This window comes from Brevibacterium sp. FAM 27836 (genome assembly GCF_051351055.1).
Classification (GTDB): Bacteria; Actinomycetota; Actinomycetes; order Actinomycetales; family Brevibacteriaceae; genus Brevibacterium.
This window is the reverse complement of the sequence record NZ_CP195712.1, coordinates 14418-32750: the sequence shown is the minus strand read 5'-3', so window position 1 is coordinate 32750 and position 18333 is coordinate 14418. Positions and strand designations below refer to the sequence as shown.

At 64.0% G+C, this 18333-nt stretch carries 12 protein-coding genes; 6 read left to right on the top strand and 6 right to left on the bottom strand.

Annotation, left to right across the window (positions count from 1 at the left end):
- Positions 1–103: 103 nt before the first annotated feature.
- The gene (locus tag ACSE4D_RS18700; RefSeq protein ID WP_135538894.1) at positions 104–1372 is read right to left on the bottom strand and encodes a CDP-glycerol glycerophosphotransferase family protein; all 1269 of its coding nucleotides are present in this window, start codon (positions 1370–1372) and stop codon (positions 104–106) included.
- 136 nt (positions 1373–1508) lie between these two features.
- Here ACSE4D_RS18700 and ACSE4D_RS18695 point away from each other — a divergent pair, with 136 nt between their 5' ends.
- Entirely contained in the window at positions 1509–4640 is a 3132-nt protein-coding gene (locus ACSE4D_RS18695; protein ID WP_436326028.1) for an ATP-binding protein, read from the top strand.
- On the opposite strand, the gene ACSE4D_RS18690 is transcribed toward ACSE4D_RS18695, so the two are convergent.
- The 3 genes from ACSE4D_RS18690 to ACSE4D_RS18680 all read right to left on the bottom strand — a co-directional run bounded on the left by ACSE4D_RS18690 (position 4588) and on the right by ACSE4D_RS18680 (position 7747).
- The gene (locus tag ACSE4D_RS18690) at positions 4588–5442 is read right to left on the bottom strand and encodes an ABC transporter permease (RefSeq protein ID WP_135538899.1); all 855 of its coding nucleotides are present in this window, start codon (positions 5440–5442) and stop codon (positions 4588–4590) included. The genes ACSE4D_RS18695 and ACSE4D_RS18690 overlap by 53 nt on opposite strands.
- Entirely contained in the window at positions 5439–6479 is a 1041-nt protein-coding gene (locus tag ACSE4D_RS18685; protein ID WP_436326027.1) for an ATP-binding cassette domain-containing protein, read from the bottom strand. Before ACSE4D_RS18685 ends, ACSE4D_RS18690 begins: the two co-directional genes overlap by 4 nt.
- A 125-nt stretch (positions 6480–6604) precedes the next feature.
- Positions 6605–7747 (bottom strand): DHA2 family efflux MFS transporter permease subunit, encoded by a 1143-nt coding sequence (locus ACSE4D_RS18680; protein WP_436327152.1) that lies wholly within the window; start codon positions 7745–7747, stop codon positions 6605–6607.
- A gap of 143 nt (positions 7748–7890) precedes the next feature.
- Here ACSE4D_RS18680 and ACSE4D_RS18675 point away from each other — a divergent pair, with 143 nt between their 5' ends.
- The 3 genes from ACSE4D_RS18675 to ACSE4D_RS18665 all read left to right on the top strand — a co-directional run bounded on the left by ACSE4D_RS18675 (position 7891) and on the right by ACSE4D_RS18665 (position 14125).
- Positions 7891–9201, top strand: coding sequence for an ISL3 family transposase (locus ACSE4D_RS18675; RefSeq protein ID WP_426936723.1), 1311 nt, complete (start codon positions 7891–7893; stop codon positions 9199–9201).
- Between the two features lie 132 nt (positions 9202–9333).
- Complete coding sequence (locus ACSE4D_RS18670) at positions 9334–10644, top strand: ISL3 family transposase (RefSeq protein ID WP_426936723.1); 1311 nt, start codon at positions 9334–9336, stop codon at positions 10642–10644.
- A 220-nt stretch (positions 10645–10864) separates the two neighbouring features.
- Positions 10865–14125: a choice-of-anchor G family protein gene (locus ACSE4D_RS18665; RefSeq protein WP_436326056.1), complete on the top strand. Its 3261-nt coding sequence runs from the start codon at positions 10865–10867 to the stop codon at positions 14123–14125.
- Positions 14126–14288: 163 nt separating this feature from the next.
- Here ACSE4D_RS18665 and ACSE4D_RS18660 read toward each other — a convergent pair whose 3' ends face one another.
- Positions 14289–15818 carry a deoxyguanosinetriphosphate triphosphohydrolase family protein gene (locus tag ACSE4D_RS18660; protein ID WP_425120329.1) on the bottom strand — a complete coding sequence of 510 codons (1530 nt, stop codon included), beginning with the start codon at positions 15816–15818 and terminating at the stop codon, positions 14289–14291.
- Between the two features lie 98 nt (positions 15819–15916).
- Here ACSE4D_RS18660 and ACSE4D_RS18655 point away from each other — a divergent pair, with 98 nt between their 5' ends.
- Positions 15917–16096, top strand: coding sequence for a hypothetical protein (locus tag ACSE4D_RS18655; protein WP_135540397.1), 180 nt, complete (start codon positions 15917–15919; stop codon positions 16094–16096).
- A gap of 8 nt (positions 16097–16104) precedes the next feature.
- Here ACSE4D_RS18655 and ACSE4D_RS18650 read toward each other — a convergent pair whose 3' ends face one another.
- On the bottom strand, positions 16105–16782 hold the full coding sequence (locus tag ACSE4D_RS18650; protein ID WP_436327154.1) for a peptidyl-tRNA hydrolase: 678 nt from the start codon (positions 16780–16782) through the stop codon (positions 16105–16107).
- Positions 16783–16966: 184 nt separating this feature from the next.
- Here ACSE4D_RS18650 and ACSE4D_RS18645 point away from each other — a divergent pair, with 184 nt between their 5' ends.
- The gene (locus ACSE4D_RS18645) at positions 16967–18283 is read left to right on the top strand and encodes an MFS transporter (RefSeq protein WP_436326054.1); all 1317 of its coding nucleotides are present in this window, start codon (positions 16967–16969) and stop codon (positions 18281–18283) included.
- Positions 18284–18333: the final 50 nt, after the last annotated feature.

Genomic DNA, 18333 nt, shown 5'->3' with positions numbered 1-18333 from the left:
TGCTGAATCCATCCAGTGTTCAAAGCCCAACTCGTGAGCCGCGGAAATGGTCCCGCGCTACTTTACCATTCTGTTACTTCAAGTTAAGAAACTGTAATGCGCTTCACTGACCGACCTTCTGCCGGTGCTCCTCAGTCCTCAGCTCGATCACCCGCTCGCTCGAACGGATGAAGCGCGCGGTCTGTGCACCCGGTGCGGTGTCGCCGAGGTAGAACTCTGCCAGAACGGCGACCGAGCCGTCCCGGGACACGGCCAGATCGATGAGGTCGACGACGTCGTCCTGTCCCCCGGGCTCCACCGTCGGGCAGTGGTCCAAGAGACCGCCGTCGAGGACTTCGGCTTCGGGTTCGTGCGGTTGGACCATGACCAGGGGCTTTCCTGATGACAGCCAGTCGAAGGCCACGGACGTCATTTCGACGACAGCGACGTCAGCTTCCTCGAGTTGCCACGACACGTCTGGGCTCTGGTCCAGGTAGCCTCTCGGATCCGATTCCACGATCTCTTTGACTGTTTCCAGTGCCTTCTCGAAATCGTGTCGCATGACTCCGGTGCGTGGATGCGGTCGGAAGATCACTCGATACCCCGCTTCGAGCAGTGCGGTGACGATGGCCTCTCCGTTGAACGCGATGGTCCCGTACGACATCGAGGGTGAGTCGCCCTCCCACGTGGGAGCGTAGAACACCGTTTTCGCATCGGGTTGGGCGGTCTTGAACTCTTCCCATTCTCGAGGAATGGAGCGCGGCCGATCCAACTGCGGCCGTCCGACGTCATACATACGATCGTCACTGAGCCCATAGAGAGTCTGCTCGATGCGCTGTCGAGCGGCCTGTCCTGCCGTGAAGACGAAATCATAGCCCTTGAGCTGGTTGGAGATCATCGAGATCTTCTCACTCTCACCGTGGCTGAGGTGAATGTGAGCTGGCTCCGGATAGCGAAGCGCCTGGAAGTTGCTCGTCGCCTGATTGACATAGAAAACAGCCCGAAGGCTCGGCGACTGCATGAACTTGTCCAGGCCGGTGGTCAAACGCGAGAACCGCACCGGGAAGTCTGTGACGCCTTGCAGGTACTCGGCGACCGGCGCGTTGCGGACGATGATTCCGAAAGGGCGACTGCTGTGACCGTTGTCTTTGAGACGAGCTTCCAACTGTTCGAAGGGCCACAGCCACTGTTCCAGCTGATATACCGAGCTCAGGTCTCCTGCGAAGTAGGCCGCCGCTACGAATTCGTCGTGATCCTGGGGGTCGAACTCGTCCGAGAGCCGCGATTCGCGAACCCGCTCACGCAGTCTCTGCGCGACGAGTTTCGCCGCTGTCTGCGCGAAGTTGGCACCACGAACCGCGGTATGCGGCAGATCTGCCGGAAGAAGACTCATGGATCCTATTGTGCATGTCTGTCTGTGCTCATCCTGAATTCGTCCTCCACTCGAGCTTGATTACGTCACCCGCAGTCCCATGTCCGCGGGGAGCACGGGCACCCATTTGCGATGCAGCACAACTTAGACTGGACAGGTGAAGAACCCCCGGCTCAGACTCATCGAGGACGTCGCCTGGGACGGTATCCCCGTCACGGGCGAGCGCATCAGGTCCCTGCTGCGTCTTCTCGCCGATGCCGGTCCCCGCGGGCTGTCGAGCTCGAGTCTGATCACAGCGATCTGGCCCGATTCACCGCCGGCACATCCGACCAAGGCTCTGCAGATCCTCGTCTCCCGTGCGCGCACCCTGGCTTCGGCAGAGGCGATCGCCCGCACCGATTCCGGTTACCGGCTCAACCTGGCCGACGAGGATGTCGACATCTGGGCACTGGCCTCGCTCCTCTCCGGTGCCGAGGAAGCACTGGCGAACGGAGCGACGGACCGGGCACTAGAATCCGCGGAGACGGCCGCGGCTCTCGGCAACGATGAGCGGGCAAGGAGGATCATCGCCATCGCGCGTTCCCGTCAGGGACGACGCCGTGAAGCTCTCCCCGAACTCGAGGCACTGACCCAGGCCGATCCGCTCGATGAGGAACTCGCCGCCGAGCATCTTCGCTCTCTCGCCGCGGTCAAAGGGCCCTCGGCTGCCCTTGAACGATTCGATACGCTCCGCGACCTGATGATCGAGGCGCTCGGCACGCGTCCAGGACACGTCCTGCGCAGAGTCCACGAGGAGCTGCTGGCCCTCGACCGACCCATGCGTTCCGGTCTCCGTCATTCCGCTGCGAGCCTCCTCGGCCGGCACCGAGACATCGAAGAGCTGTCCGGGCTGCTGTCGACGGCGCGCTTGATCTCGATCGTCGGTCCGGGCGGACTGGGCAAGACACGTCTGGCGCAGGAGCTCGCTCAGCTCAGCTCCCTCCCGCGCGTCCATGTCATCGAGCTCGCTGCCATCAGCCACGCCGATGAGATCCTCAACGCGATCGCCGACGGCCTCCGCGTCCGAGAGACCGTCAACCACCTTGATCGCAATTCCTCGGGCCCGAATCTGCGCCGCCGGGTCATCACAGCGTTGGGCACGGGACCGAACCTGCTCGTCCTCGACAACTGCGAGCATCTCATCGACGGAGTAGCCGCCATCGTCAACGACCTCCTCGCCGCTGTGGCCGACCTGCGGGTCCTCACCACCAGTCGCACTCCCCTGCGTCTCACGGCAGAACACGTCTACATGCTCGGGCAGCTGTCGCCGAGCGAGGCCGAGGAGCTCTTCATCCAACGTGCCCGTGCGGCACGACCGACAGTGACGATCGACAGTGACACGGTCGCCTCCCTCGTCGGCCACCTCGACGGGCTGCCGTTGGCCATCGAACTCGCGGCCGCGAAGACTCGCACACTCACTCCCGAATCGATCCTCGACAACCTCACCAATCGGTTCGTCCTTCTGCGCGGAGGTGACAGAACGGCGCCTGAGCGGCATCAGACCCTGCAGGCGGTCATCGACTGGTCCTGGCAGCTGCTCGACGATGACGCGAAGACAGCGCTGATGACGATGGCCCTCCTGCCCGATGCCTTCGGTGCAGACTGCGTCGAGGACATTCTCGGGGCCACGGCCATGCGGACGATCGAGGACCTCGTCGACCAGTCTCTGCTCACCGTCATCGAACGTGACGGCAGAGTCCGTTTCCGAATGCTCGAGACCATCCGTGAATACGGCCACCTCCGCCGGGGCGAATCGGCAGAGGCCGAGCAGATCGAGAATGCCGTCGAACAGTGGGCGGTGGATACCTGTCAGAGCCTCGTCGATGACATCCTCGGCCCCCGGCAGCTGCAGGCAGTGGGCAGGCTGCGAGCCGAGGAACACAACCTCACCCCTGTGCTCAGGCACCTCCTCGACTGCCGTGACGACAGGTCCATCGTCATGCTCGCAGCGTTGCTGCCCTACTGGATGGTCGGTGGTGAGCATATCCGCATCATCGAGCATTTCCAGCTCCTCGAACGCTTCCTCAGCGACTGGACGATGCCGCGATACCTGGCCGAGCACACCCGCAGGGTGCTCGCCGTTCAGACCACGACCTGGGGGATGCTTCCGCGCTGGCACGAGCTCCCGGCGACCTCTCAGCTGCTCGAAGAACTCGGGCCCGAGTCCGCCGATCCCTTCGTCCGTGCGATGGCTCGACTCGGGCTCGTCATCGTCAGGGCACCGGATACGAGCCATACCTCGCCTGCCGCTGCCGAGCTGCGCGAGCTCACCGAATCCGCTGATCGCCTCACCCGTTTGGTCGCGTCCCCTTATCTGTCCGGAATCCAGGAGAACGCCGGGGAGTTGACCGAAGCCATCGCCCTGCTCGACAGCGCCTTCGCAGATTTCCAGGCCGATGACCCACCGTGGCTGCCCACGCGGTACCACGAGTCCCTGGCCCAGCTGCATCTTCAGCACGGTGACTTCGCCGAAGCCCGCGAGCACGCTATGGCCGCCCTGCCGACGCTTGCGCAGTTCGGCGACAGCATCGAATGCCGATCCTGGCTGGCCTTCGCCGATCTCGGTCTCGGTGAGCTCGAGCGTGCCGAGGCGGAACTCACGGCCCTCGCCGAGGCCGAGGAACAGAACGAGCCGTTCGGCAACCGCTACATGCTCCTCCTCGGTCGTGCCGAACTCGCACTGCTGCGCGGAGACGTCGCGGCCGGCATCGAACTGCTCGCTGTGGTCCGGCGCACCGGACGTACCCGTCCCGCGCTCCCGGGAGTGCCGGACAGTGACGGGCTCGACCCGTGGACTCTGCTCATCGGCGCGGTCTCAACCGTGGTCACCGCCCGGCATGAGCCCGAGTCCTCGGACGAATTTTTCGACTCGCTGATCGATCGGGCCGAACGCGCAACCGACCCGCACCGGGTGCATTACGATTTCCCGGTGCTGGGCACAGTCGCCTACGCCGTCGCTGTCTGGCTCCGGCAGCGCGGGCAGTGCGTGCACGGCATCGATGGTGAGCAGGTGACCCGATTTGCGGCGCTGGCCGCCCGGTTCACCTTCAATCGGGTCTTTCCCTCACTCGACTGGACGAGGCTGACCAAGGAGCTCACCTCGGCGCAGATCGCTCGGTTGGACGAGATCACGACGGAGATAGATTCGCTCGACTTCGCCGAGGTGATCGCGCGGTATCACACCGACGCTCTCGCGCTCAGGCGCTCCGTTGGTACGACTTCACGGTCAGCGGCGCGAAGATCGCGATGACGACGGCGCAGCCGAGCAGGGCCCAACCTGCCTCGGCGGAGAAGGTCGCCGAGTTCGCCAGGTCCCGCACCCCGGACACGACGTGGGAGATCGGGTTGATGCCCACAAACCACTGCAGCCAGCCGGGCATGGATTCGACGGGGACGAAGGCATTGGACAGAAAGGTCAGTGGGAAGAGGATCATCATCGAAATGCCCTGCACCCCTTGGGCCGAGCGCACGATCGTGCCGATGTAGGCGAACGCCCAGGACAGGGACCACCCGGTGACGATGACGAGCACGATGGCCGAAACGACACCGATGAGGCCGCCTTCGGGTCGATAGCCCATCGCGATGCCGGCGAGGAAGGTCACGGTCGCGGCGATCCCGTAGCGCAGCAGATCCGCGACCATCGGCCCGGCCAACGGCGCGATGCGAGCCACGGGCAGGGTCTTGAACCTGTCGAAGATGCCGGAGTCCATGTCCTCTCGCAGCTGCACTCCGGTGGCCATGCAAGCGGTCAGACAGGTCATCGCGAGGATGCCGGGGACCATGATCGGCAGATAGTTCGCGACGTCGCCGCTGATGGCGCCGCCGAAGATGAAGCCGAACATCGCAGTGAACAGGACCGGTTGGATGAGCACGTCGGAGAACTGCTCGGGCTCACGGCGCATGTGCTTGAGTGCGCGCGAGGCGAAGCCCATGGTCTGGTTCCATGTCTCGGCAAGACCCGGCCGACTGGGCAGGGAAGCGGTGTCTGTGTGGGTTCGGTCGATTGTCGTGGTCGATTCGGAAACGGATCGTTCAGCGGGGGCGGTTCTCATGCTGGGACTCCTTCTGTGGTCTGGGGCTGGGCCGGACGGTCGGTCGATGCCGTGTCTCCTGTGATGGTGAGGAAGACATCGTCGAGGCTGGGTTCGGCGACCTTGATCGAAGCGACGTCGATGGAGGCCTCCCGCAGGGCGACGAGGACGGAGGCGGCCTCCCCGGCCTGCTGCAGGGAGACGGTGATCTCGCCGGCACCTGAGGAATGGACAGCGGCCTCACCGACGACGTCGGCGGTGATCCTCAGCGCGCGGTCGATCTCGTCGGTCGACGATTCCGCGTCAAGGCCCACGTGGAGGCTGGATCCGCCGATCGAGGCTTTGAGCTCGGCTGGCGTGCCCTGAGCGACGATCGTTCCGTGGTCGATGACGGCGATCCGATCGGCCAGTTGGTCGGCCTCCTCGAGGTACTGCGTCGTCAGCAGCACGGTGACTCCGGAGGCGACGAGGCCGCGGATGGTCTCCCACATCTGGTTCCGGGTCCGCGGGTCGAGGCCGGTGGTCGGTTCGTCGAGGAAGATCAGCGGCGGACGGCTGATCAGGCTCACTGCCAGGTCCAGTCGTCGACGCATCCCACCTGAGAACGTCGACAGCGGTTTGTCGGCGGCCTTCTCCAAGCCGAACTCATCGAGGAGTTCGGCCGCGATCGACTGTGCCGCGCTGCGGGACAGCCCCTGCAGCCGGGCGATGAGTCGGAGATTCTCGCGGCCGGTGAGCTTCTCGTCGACCGAGGCGTACTGGCCGGTGACTCCGATGCGCTGGCGCACTCGATGCGGGTTGCGGGCGACATCGACTCCGAAGATCTCCGCCACTCCCCCGCCGATCGTCAGCAGGGTCGAGAGCATATTGATCGTCGTCGTCTTCCCGGCACCGTTGGGTCCGAGCAGTCCGAAGACCTCCCCGGGGCGGATGTCGAGGTCGATTCCGTCAACGGCGGTGAAGTCTCCGAAGGATTTGCGCAGTCCTCGGATCGACACCGCCGGAATAGTTGATCGGTCCTGTGCGCGTCCGGTGGACGCTGTGCGTGTTTCGTTCATGCCGCCAGTGTTCGCCACTGCGGTTTCATCGTGGTTTCACGGATGGAGCACGGTGGTTTCAACAGTTCGGGCCGGGCTGAAACCGCGGTGAGCTCCGGCGACAGTGACTCGAAGCAGGAGTGGAGTCACTCGGCTTCTTCGGGATTCCTCCGCGGCAGCGACACGGACAGCACCGCGCCGAGCGCGGCGAGCCCCGTTGCCCACCAGAACGCCTGATCAAAGCCGAGCGCGAGCTCGCCGATTGTCGAGGCGCCGTGGGTGGAAGCGGCAAGGACAACCGCGAGCAGTCCAGCCCCGAAGGCTCCGCCGAGCTGACTGGCGATTCTGGTGATGATGCTGGCATCGGGCATCTGGGCGCGGTCGAGTCCGCGGAATCCCAATGCCATGAGCGGAACGGTGACCACGCCGAGACCGGCTCCGCGGACGAGGAGTGAGAGCATGATCAGCCATCGACTCGTGCCGGTGCCGACGAAGGCGAACGGCAGTGTTCCGAGTACGACGATGACGAAGCCGATGACGACGAGCCAGCGCGGACCCATCGCGTCCGAGAGGCGGCCGGCGATCGACCGGCTGGCCAGAGTGCCGATGCCCTGCGGGATGAGCAGCATTCCCGCCTCGAGCACGCTGGAGCCGTGCACCTGCTGAATGAACAGCGGCAGAAGGATCATGGCACCGTAGAGCGCTGTACCCGAAAGGAAGAGCAGCAGCGATGCCGAGGCCAGCGGCCGGCTCTTCAGCAGACGGATATCGACGAGCGGCTGCTCCTTCGTTTTCAGCGTGTGAACGGCGAAGAGGACCACGAGCACCACGCCGGCGATCAGGGGAAGGAGAACATCGACTCTGGCGAAGCCACCGGGCTCGCCGGAATTCGACAGCGCCCACAGGAGCCCGGCGAGCCCTGGAGCCAGCAGAACGAAGCCGAGGCCGTCGAAGGGGACACGTCGGAACGGCTGGTCTCTGGGCAGGATGATGATCGCGAGCGCGATCCCGATGACGCAGAAGGGCACATTCACCCAGAACATCCACGACCAATGCAGGTGCTGGAGAATCGCGCCGCCGACGACGGGCCCGAGGATCGGGCCGAGAACCGCCGGAAGGCTCACCACAGACATGACCTTCCCGATGTTCCTCCCGTGTGCCGCCTGCATGACGATGGTGGCCATGAGCGGCAGCATGATTCCCCCGCCCAAGCCCTGGATCACGCGGAAGGCGATGAGACTGCCGGCACTCCAGGCGAGACTGGACAGAACCGAGCCCACCAGGAACACGGACAGTGCGATGATCCACAGAGGCTCTTCGTAATCGAGAGTGTGGGTCAGGGATTTTCAGACACGGCGAGTCGCTGCTCAGATAGGCGTCGAGGTCTTCCGATGATGGAAGTTCTCACACCGTCCATCCGAAAGACCTCGACGTGGCCAAGCCTACTTTCTCGACGCCTGACCTCACGACCTTCTGCAGACTCAATGACCTCGATCTGACCTGCACCGGCCAACACATCACCGGGCACAAAGCCATTCTGGAATGCCGTCCAAACACTGCTGATGACTGGTGCCGACGATGTGGTGGTCACGGGATCGTTCGCGATACCGTCGTCCGCCAGCTGGCCCACGAACCTTTCGGCCACCGACCAACCACGCTTCACATTCGCCTCCGCCGTTACAAGTGCGTCGAGTGTGGCCGCGTCTGGCGTCAAGACACCACAGCTGCGGCGCCACCACGAGCGAAGATCTCGCGAACCGGCCTCGACTGGGCGTTGCGTGCTCTCGTGATCGATCACGACACCGTGTCCGTCATCGCTGCGAAACTCGCCGTGTCCTGGCACACCGCGAACTCCGCCGTCCTCGCCGAAGGTCAGCGGTTGTTGATCAACGACCCGACCCGTTTCGACGGGGTCAGCGTCATTGGTGTCGACGAGCATGTATGGCGGCACACCCGGCGTGGTGACAAGTACGTCACCGTCATCATCGACCTCACCCCGATCAGCGAGGGAACAGGCTCGGCACGTCTGCTCGACATGGTGGCTGGCCGTTCGAAGCAGGTGTTCAAACAATGGTTGAAAGACCGACCGAAAGAATGGCGTGAGGGCATCGACGTCGTCGCGATGGACGGATTCTCCGGCTTCAAAACAGCCTCAGCTGAGGAGCTGCCCGACGCTGTCGAAGTCATGGACCCCTTCCACGTCGTCAAACTCGCCGGTGATGCCCTCGACGAGGTACGTCGCCGAGTTCAGCAGGAGACAACCGGCCATCGCGGACGAGCAAAGGACCCGTTGTACCGGGCAAGAAGAACTCTTCACACGGGCAGCAGCTTACTCACGACCAAGCAGCAGGAAAGAATCGCGAACCTCTTCGCTGACCCGAACTTCACCGAAGTCGAAGTCACCTGGGCCGTCTACCAAGACATTGTCAGCGCTTACCGAACCGCGGACCGCAAAGAGGGCAAGAGACTCTTGCAAACGGTCATCGACGCCCTGACAACGAATCTGCCACCCGAACTTGTCGAGCTCAAACGGTTAGGACGAACGTTGAAGCGTCGAGCTGCTGATGTGCTCGCATTCTTCACCCGACCGGGAACGTCGAACGGTCCCACTGAAGCGATCAACGGCAGACTCGAGCATCTACGCGGGTCCGCGCTGGGATTCCGCAACCTCACGCATTACATCGCGAGGTGTCTGCTCGAGTCCGGTGGCTTCAGACCGGTTCTACACTCTCAATTACGATGAGCCACCAATCTGGCTCTTCGTAATCGAGAGTGTGGGTCAGGGATTTTCAGACACGGCGAGTCGCTGCTCAGATAGGCGTCGAGGTCTTCCGATGATGGAAGTTCTCACACCGTCCATCCGAAAGACCTCGACGTGGCCAAGCCTACTTTCTCGACGCCTGACCTCACGACCTTCTGCAGACTCAATGACCTCGATCTGACCTGCACCGGCCAACACATCACCGGGCACAAAGCCATTCTGGAATGCCGTCCAAACACTGCTGATGACTGGTGCCGACGATGTGGTGGTCACGGGATCGTTCGCGATACCGTCGTCCGCCAGCTGGCCCACGAACCTTTCGGCCACCGACCAACCACGCTTCACATTCGCCTCCGCCGTTACAAGTGCGTCGAGTGTGGCCGCGTCTGGCGTCAAGACACCACAGCTGCGGCGCCACCACGAGCGAAGATCTCGCGAACCGGCCTCGACTGGGCGTTGCGTGCTCTCGTGATCGATCACGACACCGTGTCCGTCATCGCTGCGAAACTCGCCGTGTCCTGGCACACCGCGAACTCCGCCGTCCTCGCCGAAGGTCAGCGGTTGTTGATCAACGACCCGACCCGTTTCGACGGGGTCAGCGTCATTGGTGTCGACGAGCATGTATGGCGGCACACCCGGCGTGGTGACAAGTACGTCACCGTCATCATCGACCTCACCCCGATCAGCGAGGGAACAGGCTCGGCACGTCTGCTCGACATGGTGGCTGGCCGTTCGAAGCAGGTGTTCAAACAATGGTTGAAAGACCGACCGAAAGAATGGCGTGAGGGCATCGACGTCGTCGCGATGGACGGATTCTCCGGCTTCAAAACAGCCTCAGCTGAGGAGCTGCCCGACGCTGTCGAAGTCATGGACCCCTTCCACGTCGTCAAACTCGCCGGTGATGCCCTCGACGAGGTACGTCGCCGAGTTCAGCAGGAGACAACCGGCCATCGCGGACGAGCAAAGGACCCGTTGTACCGGGCAAGAAGAACTCTTCACACGGGCAGCAGCTTACTCACGACCAAGCAGCAGGAAAGAATCGCGAACCTCTTCGCTGACCCGAACTTCACCGAAGTCGAAGTCACCTGGGCCGTCTACCAAGACATTGTCAGCGCTTACCGAACCGCGGACCGCAAAGAGGGCAAGAGACTCTTGCAAACGGTCATCGACGCCCTGACAACGAATCTGCCACCCGAACTTGTCGAGCTCAAACGGTTAGGACGAACGTTGAAGCGTCGAGCTGCTGATGTGCTCGCATTCTTCACCCGACCGGGAACGTCGAACGGTCCCACTGAAGCGATCAACGGCAGACTCGAGCATCTACGCGGGTCCGCGCTGGGATTCCGCAACCTCACGCATTACATCGCGAGGTGTCTGCTCGAGTCCGGTGGCTTCAGACCGGTTCTACACTCTCAATTACGATGAGCCACCAATCTTGCCGATCCACCCCAAACCCCCACCGATGCCTCCGACACACCCGAGCATGCTACCGAGGGGTAAGTATAACGACGCTGTAACTTTATGAATTATTCACCCATTACTTTTTGATGACTCCGTAACCTTGTAAGGGATCTACCAGGAGACTGCCCGTTTCCGCCCAGACTCTCGTCTGCGAATGATCAGGATCCAAACGATGTGGAGAACCATGAAGATACTCAGAGGCCGGCCCGGTACCGGTCGGAAAGTTGCGGTGGGCACAGTCGCCGCGGCCACAGCAGTAGGGCTGACCCTGCTGACTACGTCGCCCGGCTCAGCCGACGAACAGAACCCGAACGAAGATGCAGAAGCCTATGGGCAGCTGATCGATGCTGACATCCTGGACGCTGACGCGCTCGATGCCCTGTCGGCGTACAGCAGCTCTCCGTCGAGCACCGATGCGGACACCACACCGATCAATGCCGAAGTGCTCCAGGCCATCGGAGTCGAGCTCCCCGGAATCGGCATCCCGCTCATCAGCAGCGAGGGCGGCGATGGCCTGCTCGAGCTCGGTGACGCAGGAGTGCTCAATACCTACGGACACGCTCCTGCCTACAACGAAGCCACGGCCAGCTCCGGCGTCGTCGGAGAAGACGGCAGCCTCAACCTCGATGACATCAACAGCGGAGAGTACGGCAACGCCAAGGTCGACCTGACCTCGGTGCTCGGCCAGCTCAACCTCGACGGCGTCACCGATCAGATCGTCGATGAGCTCAGCCTCGAACTCGGCGCGATCGCGTCGACAGCGAACAGCAACGGCGAGGCCGATGACTCCGAGTACGCTGTTGCCGATGGCATCCTCACAGTCTCGAGCCCCGCAGTGGGCAACCTCTCGGGCGCTCTCAATGACGTCGTCGACGATGCAGGCGGCACTCTCGAAGAGGTCATCGGCGACGAGGGTCTAGTCAATGCGCTTACCGGTGTTGGTGTCGATGTCAGCATTCCGCTCCTCGCATCGGTCACGGTCGGCGGGGATGACGCCAAGGTCTCCGTCGAGGTGCGCGACGCACTGAACAGCGTTGTCGAGAACGTCGTCAACGAGGCACTCGAAGACGAGGCGGGCATCGTCTCGATCGATCTCGCAAACGGCGACATCAAGATCGACCTCGCGAAGATCGTCAAGGGCGGGGACGCCTCAGACCTCAACGGTCTCGACCCGAACACTCAGGTCCTCACCTCGGATACGATCTCGAAGATCACCGATGCCGTTGCGGATGCCCTCGGGGCACTCTCTGGCAAGGTGAATGACACCCTGACTGATGCGCTCAACGACGTGCACCTAGTCATCGACCTGCCCGCCAGCATCAAGCTGCTGGGCGGAAGCGCAGCAAACGGATCAATCAACGTCGACGCCACTCTTGGACAGCTGGCAGGCACTGATGAGTCTGATCCGACCATCGAGACCAACCTTGATCTGCTTGGCATTCCGGTCGGCACGGTGCTCAATGCCATCACTGAACCGCTGATCAGCTCCCTGCTCGGCGTCACCAAGCCGCTCATCGGCGGAATCCTCGACTCGACGGCCGAGCAGGTCGCCGGCAGCGTCACAGGCCTCGTCAACCCACTCCTGACCTCTCTCGACCCGGTCTTCGAGGCACTCAACCAGGTCGTGGATCTCACGATCAACGAGCAGCCGACTGCGAAGGACCCCGCAGACGAGAGCCAGGTCAAGGGCACCAACGGACCCGGCTTCACCGTCAGCGCGGTGAGCCTGGAACTGCTCCCGGCCGCCGATGCCATCGACATCAACCTGGCCTCGTCCTCGGTCCGTGCGACCGCGGAAGCACCGGACCCGGGCGATGACGATGCGAACGCCAACGCAGCGGCCTCGGCATCGGCTTCGGCCGACGCCGACGGTGACAACAACCCCGCCGCCCAGGCGGCATCCGAGGCAGCTGCCGACAACAATGCCGACAACACGGCATCGGCAGCAGCTGACGAGAACGCCGAAGCAGCGGCAGAGTCGGCAGCGACCGAGGACGCTTCGTCCGAGGCTTCGGCTGATTCGACCACGGACGAGAACGCTTCGTCGACAGCAGCCTCGCAGGCCGCCGCAGAAGCCGATAACACCGATGACACGAACGCAGAGGCATCGACGGCTTCGGACGCGAACTCCGCAGCCGCTTCGGAAGCGGCTTCAACAGCTGATTCGTCGAATGAGGCTTCCGCAGAGGCAGCAGCCAACGCGAATGCCGCAGCGGATCCCGACGCGGCAAACGAAGCGGATGCGAATGCCAATGTGAACGCCGCCGCTTCGGCCTCGGCCTCGGCCAACGCCGATGACAACAACAACGCGGTCGCCGAGGCAGCCGCTCAGGCAGCCGCCAACAACGATGCCAACAACACGGCATCGGCAGCAGCCGACGAGAACGCTGAAGCAGCCGCGGAATCGGCCGCAAACGAAGAGGCCTCCTCGGAGACCTCGGCGGATGCGACGAGCGAGACCAACGCCTCGGCACAGCAGGCAGCCAACGCCGCCGCAAACGCCGACGACACGGACTCGACGAACGCGAACGCCTCGGCCGCAGCTGATGCGAATCCGGCAGCAGCTGCATCCGCTGCCTCGACCGCAGACTCTTCTTCGGAAGCTTCTGCCAACGCAGCGGCTGACGCTGACGGCAACGACGACGGAGCCGCGGCCACCGCTTCGGATGACTCCGATGCGAATGCCAATGTGAACGCTGCTGCTTCGGCCTCGGCTTCGGCCAACGCCGATGACAACAACAACGCGGTCGCCGAGGCAGCCGCTCAGGCAGCTGCCGACAACGATGCCAACAACACGGCATCGGCAGCAGCCGACGAGAACGCTGAAGCAGCCGCCGAATCCGCCGCCAACGAAGAGGCCTCCTCAGAGACCTCGACCGACGCGACCACGGAAACCAACGCTGCAGCCAACCAGGCAGCCCAGGCAGCCGCGACCGCGGACAACGACGATGACTCGAACGCACAGGCTTCTGCCGCTGCGAACGACAACGCCGGTGCCGCCGCTTCGGCAGCGTCGACGGCTGACTCCTCCTCGGAGGCGTCGGCTGCCGCAGCAGCAGACGGTGACGAAGCTGACGCAGCAGCTGAAGGCGCCGAGGCGAATGCTTCGACGGACGGCGACGAGGCCAACGCATCGTCGGCAGACGACGCGGACGAGGCTTCGGCGAGCGCCGACTCCGAGAAGGCAGCATCCGCTGACTCGGATCAGGCAGCCTCGGCCAACGCCGGATCGTCGGCCAGCTCTTCGGCCAACGCTTCGGCTGGCGCCAATGCCTCGGCCGGTTCGAGCACGAACGCCTCGGGCAACAGCAATGGCGGAGACCTGCCGCGGACGGGTACCGACGGTATCCCGGCCATGGCCGGATTCGCCGCACTGCTCCTCGCCGGTGGTGCAGCAGCGGTGTGGGCGACCCGCCGCTACCGCGCCTCGGCAGGCAAGCACTGAGAATAGATCGGCTCAGAGACTGAGCTGACGCCACAACGGCGGGGTCGGAGTGAGAACTCCGGCCCCGCCGTTCGTGTGCCGGCAGCTTACGCGGCCCCACCGCCAGAGCGCGGGCGATCGCGATGTCCCGCCGCTACCACCCCAGCGAAAAAGCCTGCGAGAGCTACAACCCTCGCCCGGCTTCCCAGGGCTCTTCGGAGGCCCCGGTGATGAGCGCGTTGACCGACATCGCCTGAGCATCGGTGAATGAGGCGACATAATCCACGACCGCCCGCGCCCGTCCCCGTCGGACGATCGCAGTGGCACCTTCCTCCCCCAGTGCTTCGGGATTGCGTGCGTACAGGTCCTGGTACTCCTGCGTGGCCGCCTCGACGGAATCGAGCAGGCGCCGCGGAATCCGGGTCGCCTCATCGGGGTCGAGCAGCCATTCGTGGAACTCTTCGACCAGCGAGGCGATGATCCGCGTCTGCCCGCGCTGATAGACGGCGAGGTCGGAGCGTTCAAGCACGAACTTCGCGTGGACGAACTTGAGCACGACGACATCGTGCCAGGCCTCCTGGCTCAGCCGCACATGACCGCTGCGGATATGCGGGTCCGGATCGACGACGATCGAGGCCTGCAGCCGGTCGATCCACCGCCGCGTGAACCCGGTGACAGCCCGATCGGCTTCCAATCCCCCGTCATAGGGAACACCGAGGAGCCCTTCGACGAGATCCCGGTTGGCCCGCTCCACCGAGGCCCGGAAGGCCTCTTCGGAGGCAATCCACGGATCCTTCTCCCGGGTGTGCCGCCGGATCGCCTCGAGCGCATGGCCGGGCCGCCGCCGGTCGAGTTCGGAGACATCGAGGGCCGCGAGTTCGCGGCAGTCCCGCAGCCACCGCCCGAGCTCGGCAGACACGGACGTGTACTGCAGCACATTCGACCGATAGAAGTCGTCGAGGTCGTGCACCGCATAGGCGATATCGTCGGCGACATCCATGACCGCGCACTCAAGCGTCTGCTGATACCGCCCGATCGCCGGGAACGCCGAGAGCACATCCGCCATCTCATCGACCTCGGTGGCATAGGCAGAGAACTTCATCGCCCCCTCGGACACCTCATCGCCGACGCCCCGCGGCATCCGTGCGGCCGAATCCGGCCGATCCCCGCTCCACTCCCCCCGCTCCCACGGGTACTTGAGCACCGCGGCCCGCACCGCCCGTGTGAGGTTGAGACCGCGCGCTGTCGCCTCGCAGCTGTCAAGCGCGGTGAGGATCCGAAACGTCTGCGCGTTGCCCTCGAATCCGTCGTCGAGGCGCAGCAGCGTTCGCGACACCCGGTCGAGCTCTTTCTCGCCGAGGTGGCCGAACGGCGGGTGCCCCAAATCGTGGGCGGCCGCTGCCGCCTGCACGACCACAGGGTCACATCCGCCGAGGCGGCCGACGAGTTCCCGTGTCCGCTCATCACCGTTGTTCAACGTGATCGCGATCGACCGGGCCACCGCGGAGACCTTGAGCGAATGGGTGAGTCGATTGTGGATGACGGTGCCGGAACCGGCCTGCGGGATGACCTGCGTGACCGAGGCCAGGCGAGAGAAGAACGGGGAGAAGCGGATCCGTTCGATATCGACGCGGAATTCGTCCTCTCCGGGCCGGGCCTCCTCGGCGACGTTGCGGTCACGGCCGCCGGTCGTGTGAAATCTCTGACGCTCCATCACCTCAGACTACCGAGTTCGCGCTTCGCTCGGGGCGAGATCCTTGAGACTCAGATCACGGTGACGTATTGTCAGAAGACCTGTAGGAGGTGGTCATCATGACCGGAGTCAATGAAGATTTCTACCAGCCCCAGACCCATCCCGGCGACATCATCGAAGTCGAGGACGAAGAGACCGGTGAAATGGTCAAGCACGTGATCTACCTCGACGAATTCGGCAACGGCACGAAGACGCGACCGCTGACGGAGGATGAGCTCAAAGACCTCGACGACGCCTGACCGGCTCTTCACCAGCGGGCACGCACTGTTTCGGTCGGGCCGTCGACTTCGGTGAAGCCGGCGTCGACGACGCTGACCTGTTGCGCGCCTGCAGCCCATGAGTTCGTCGTCGCTGTGATCACGCGCAGGCTGAAATCAGCTTCGCGCCACCGCTGGCGCACGGCCTCGGGCATCTGCTCGAATGCCAGCTGTGCGGCGTGACCGCATTGGGCGGCGGCCTTCCCTGTCGTCAGCGTCAGGTGCGGGGAGAGTTCGATCGTCACGACCGCCTCGGCGGCGGGGACCGAAGTTTCGCCCTCATCGGGGAACTCGGTTCCGCCCACCTGGAGCTTCTTCAGCTCATGCGGCAGCGGTTCGACGGGACCGGGCGCGAACACGAATGCCTCGGCGGGGGCGAAGTCGTCGTTGCCGCCGAAGGTCACGCCCACGCATCCCAGGGCGCGAGCGTCGTCGAGCTTCTTGCCGTCGCCCCGGCGCACGACCTTGCGGATGGCTCCGTCGCGCCAGTGCGCGACGGCGTCGTTCCACTCGCCTCCCGGTTGGGCGCGCGGGTCGTCGAGGAAGGTGACGACGGCTCGGGCGGTGGCCTCGAGGACGTCGATGTGGCGGGCGATGGCGGTCTTCGACCGGCGCACGACGATCGGCAGGGACCAGGGGATGTCATGGTCGGTTTCGTGTCGGCGCATGTGTTCGGTCAAATTCTCACTCCTGCTCAAACCTGGGAAGTGCGCAATCGCACTCCCGATCTCATAACGTCGCCGCCGGTGAGTTATTCCTCGACGATCCGGACAGCGGACGATGCTGGCTTCCTGAATGGCGGTTCAGTTAGGGTGGGCCCGAACTGAACCACCGACCCAGGGAACGAGAGTCGTGTCGAAATCGAGCCACCGCGAAGTCAGCGCCGCCGACCTGTCCCGAGGCAGACGCATCATGCTGCTCATCCTCGTCAGCATGGGCAGTTCGATCCTGTTCGCTCCGCCCTACCTCAAGAACGTCTTCTACGATCCGCTGCTCGACGCCCTCGACATCAACAATGCCCAGATCGGATGGCTCGTCAGCGCCTACGCGATCACCGCAACGATCTGCTATCTGCCTTCGGGCTTCATCGCCGACCGCATCCGCGTGAGAACCCTGGCCACGACCGGTTACCTCATCACAGCGATGCTCACGTTCGTCTACGCAGCCCTTCCCGGCTTCGGCACACTGCTCGCCGTGTTCGTGGGGATGGGACTGTCGACGATCCTCATCTGGTGGGGTGTGCGCTTCAAGCTCGTCCGGCTGATCTCCGACGCCGATGGCTATGCCCGCAACATCGGTCTCAGCTACGGCATCTACGGTGCCGTCGGACTCGTCCTCGGCTTCGTCGAGGTCGGGATCCTCTCCGCCTTCGCCGAGCGCGCCGACCTCGGTGTGCGCACCATCCTGATGATGTTGGGCGGACTCATCTTCCTCCTCGCCATCGCCTCCCATCTGCTCACCCCGCGCTTCGCCGGTGAGATCGAGCATCCCGGTGAAGGCTTCAAGCTCGCCGATCTCACTCGCGTCTTCGGCTCCCCCGTCGTCTGGCTGGCCGCCGGGACGATGTTCTTCGTCTACTTCGTCTACACGGGCGTGGCCTATACGACCCCCTATCTCTCCACGGTCTTCGCCGCCCCGGCCGCTGTGGTCTCTGCCGTCAGCGTGATCCGCACCTATGGGATCACTCTGCTGGCCGGCCCGGCCTTCGGTGCTCTGGCCACGAAAGCCCGCTCCCCGTCGCGGGTGATCATCATCGCCTCAATCGTCATCGCCGTCGCACTGGCCGCCCTCATCGCCATTCCCTCCGGCCCGGTGCTGGTCATCGTCGCCGCAGTCATCGTCGTGGCCCTCGGCTTCCTCGCCAACGGCTGCTACGGGATCGCCTCGTCCCAGTTGAGCGAGGGCCGGGTCGGGCTCGACATGTTCGGGGCGGCATCGGGCCTGCTCTCGGTCATCGGCTTCCTGCCCGACACCTTCTCCAGCGTATGGTTCGGCGCCATCATCGATGACCGCGGGTCCGGGGCCTACCCGATCATCTTCACCATCCTCATCGCCTGTTCCCTGCTCGCCGCTGTGCTCAGCTACGCCCTGATCCTGTGGGTCAGGCGAACCGGCGGCCAGGCCGCCGTCGAAGAATCAGAGGCACCCGATGCCCCCGCCTCCTCGTGAGCGTCGCATCGGCCGTACCCTGCCCCACGGGGCCCTTTCACCGCACCAAC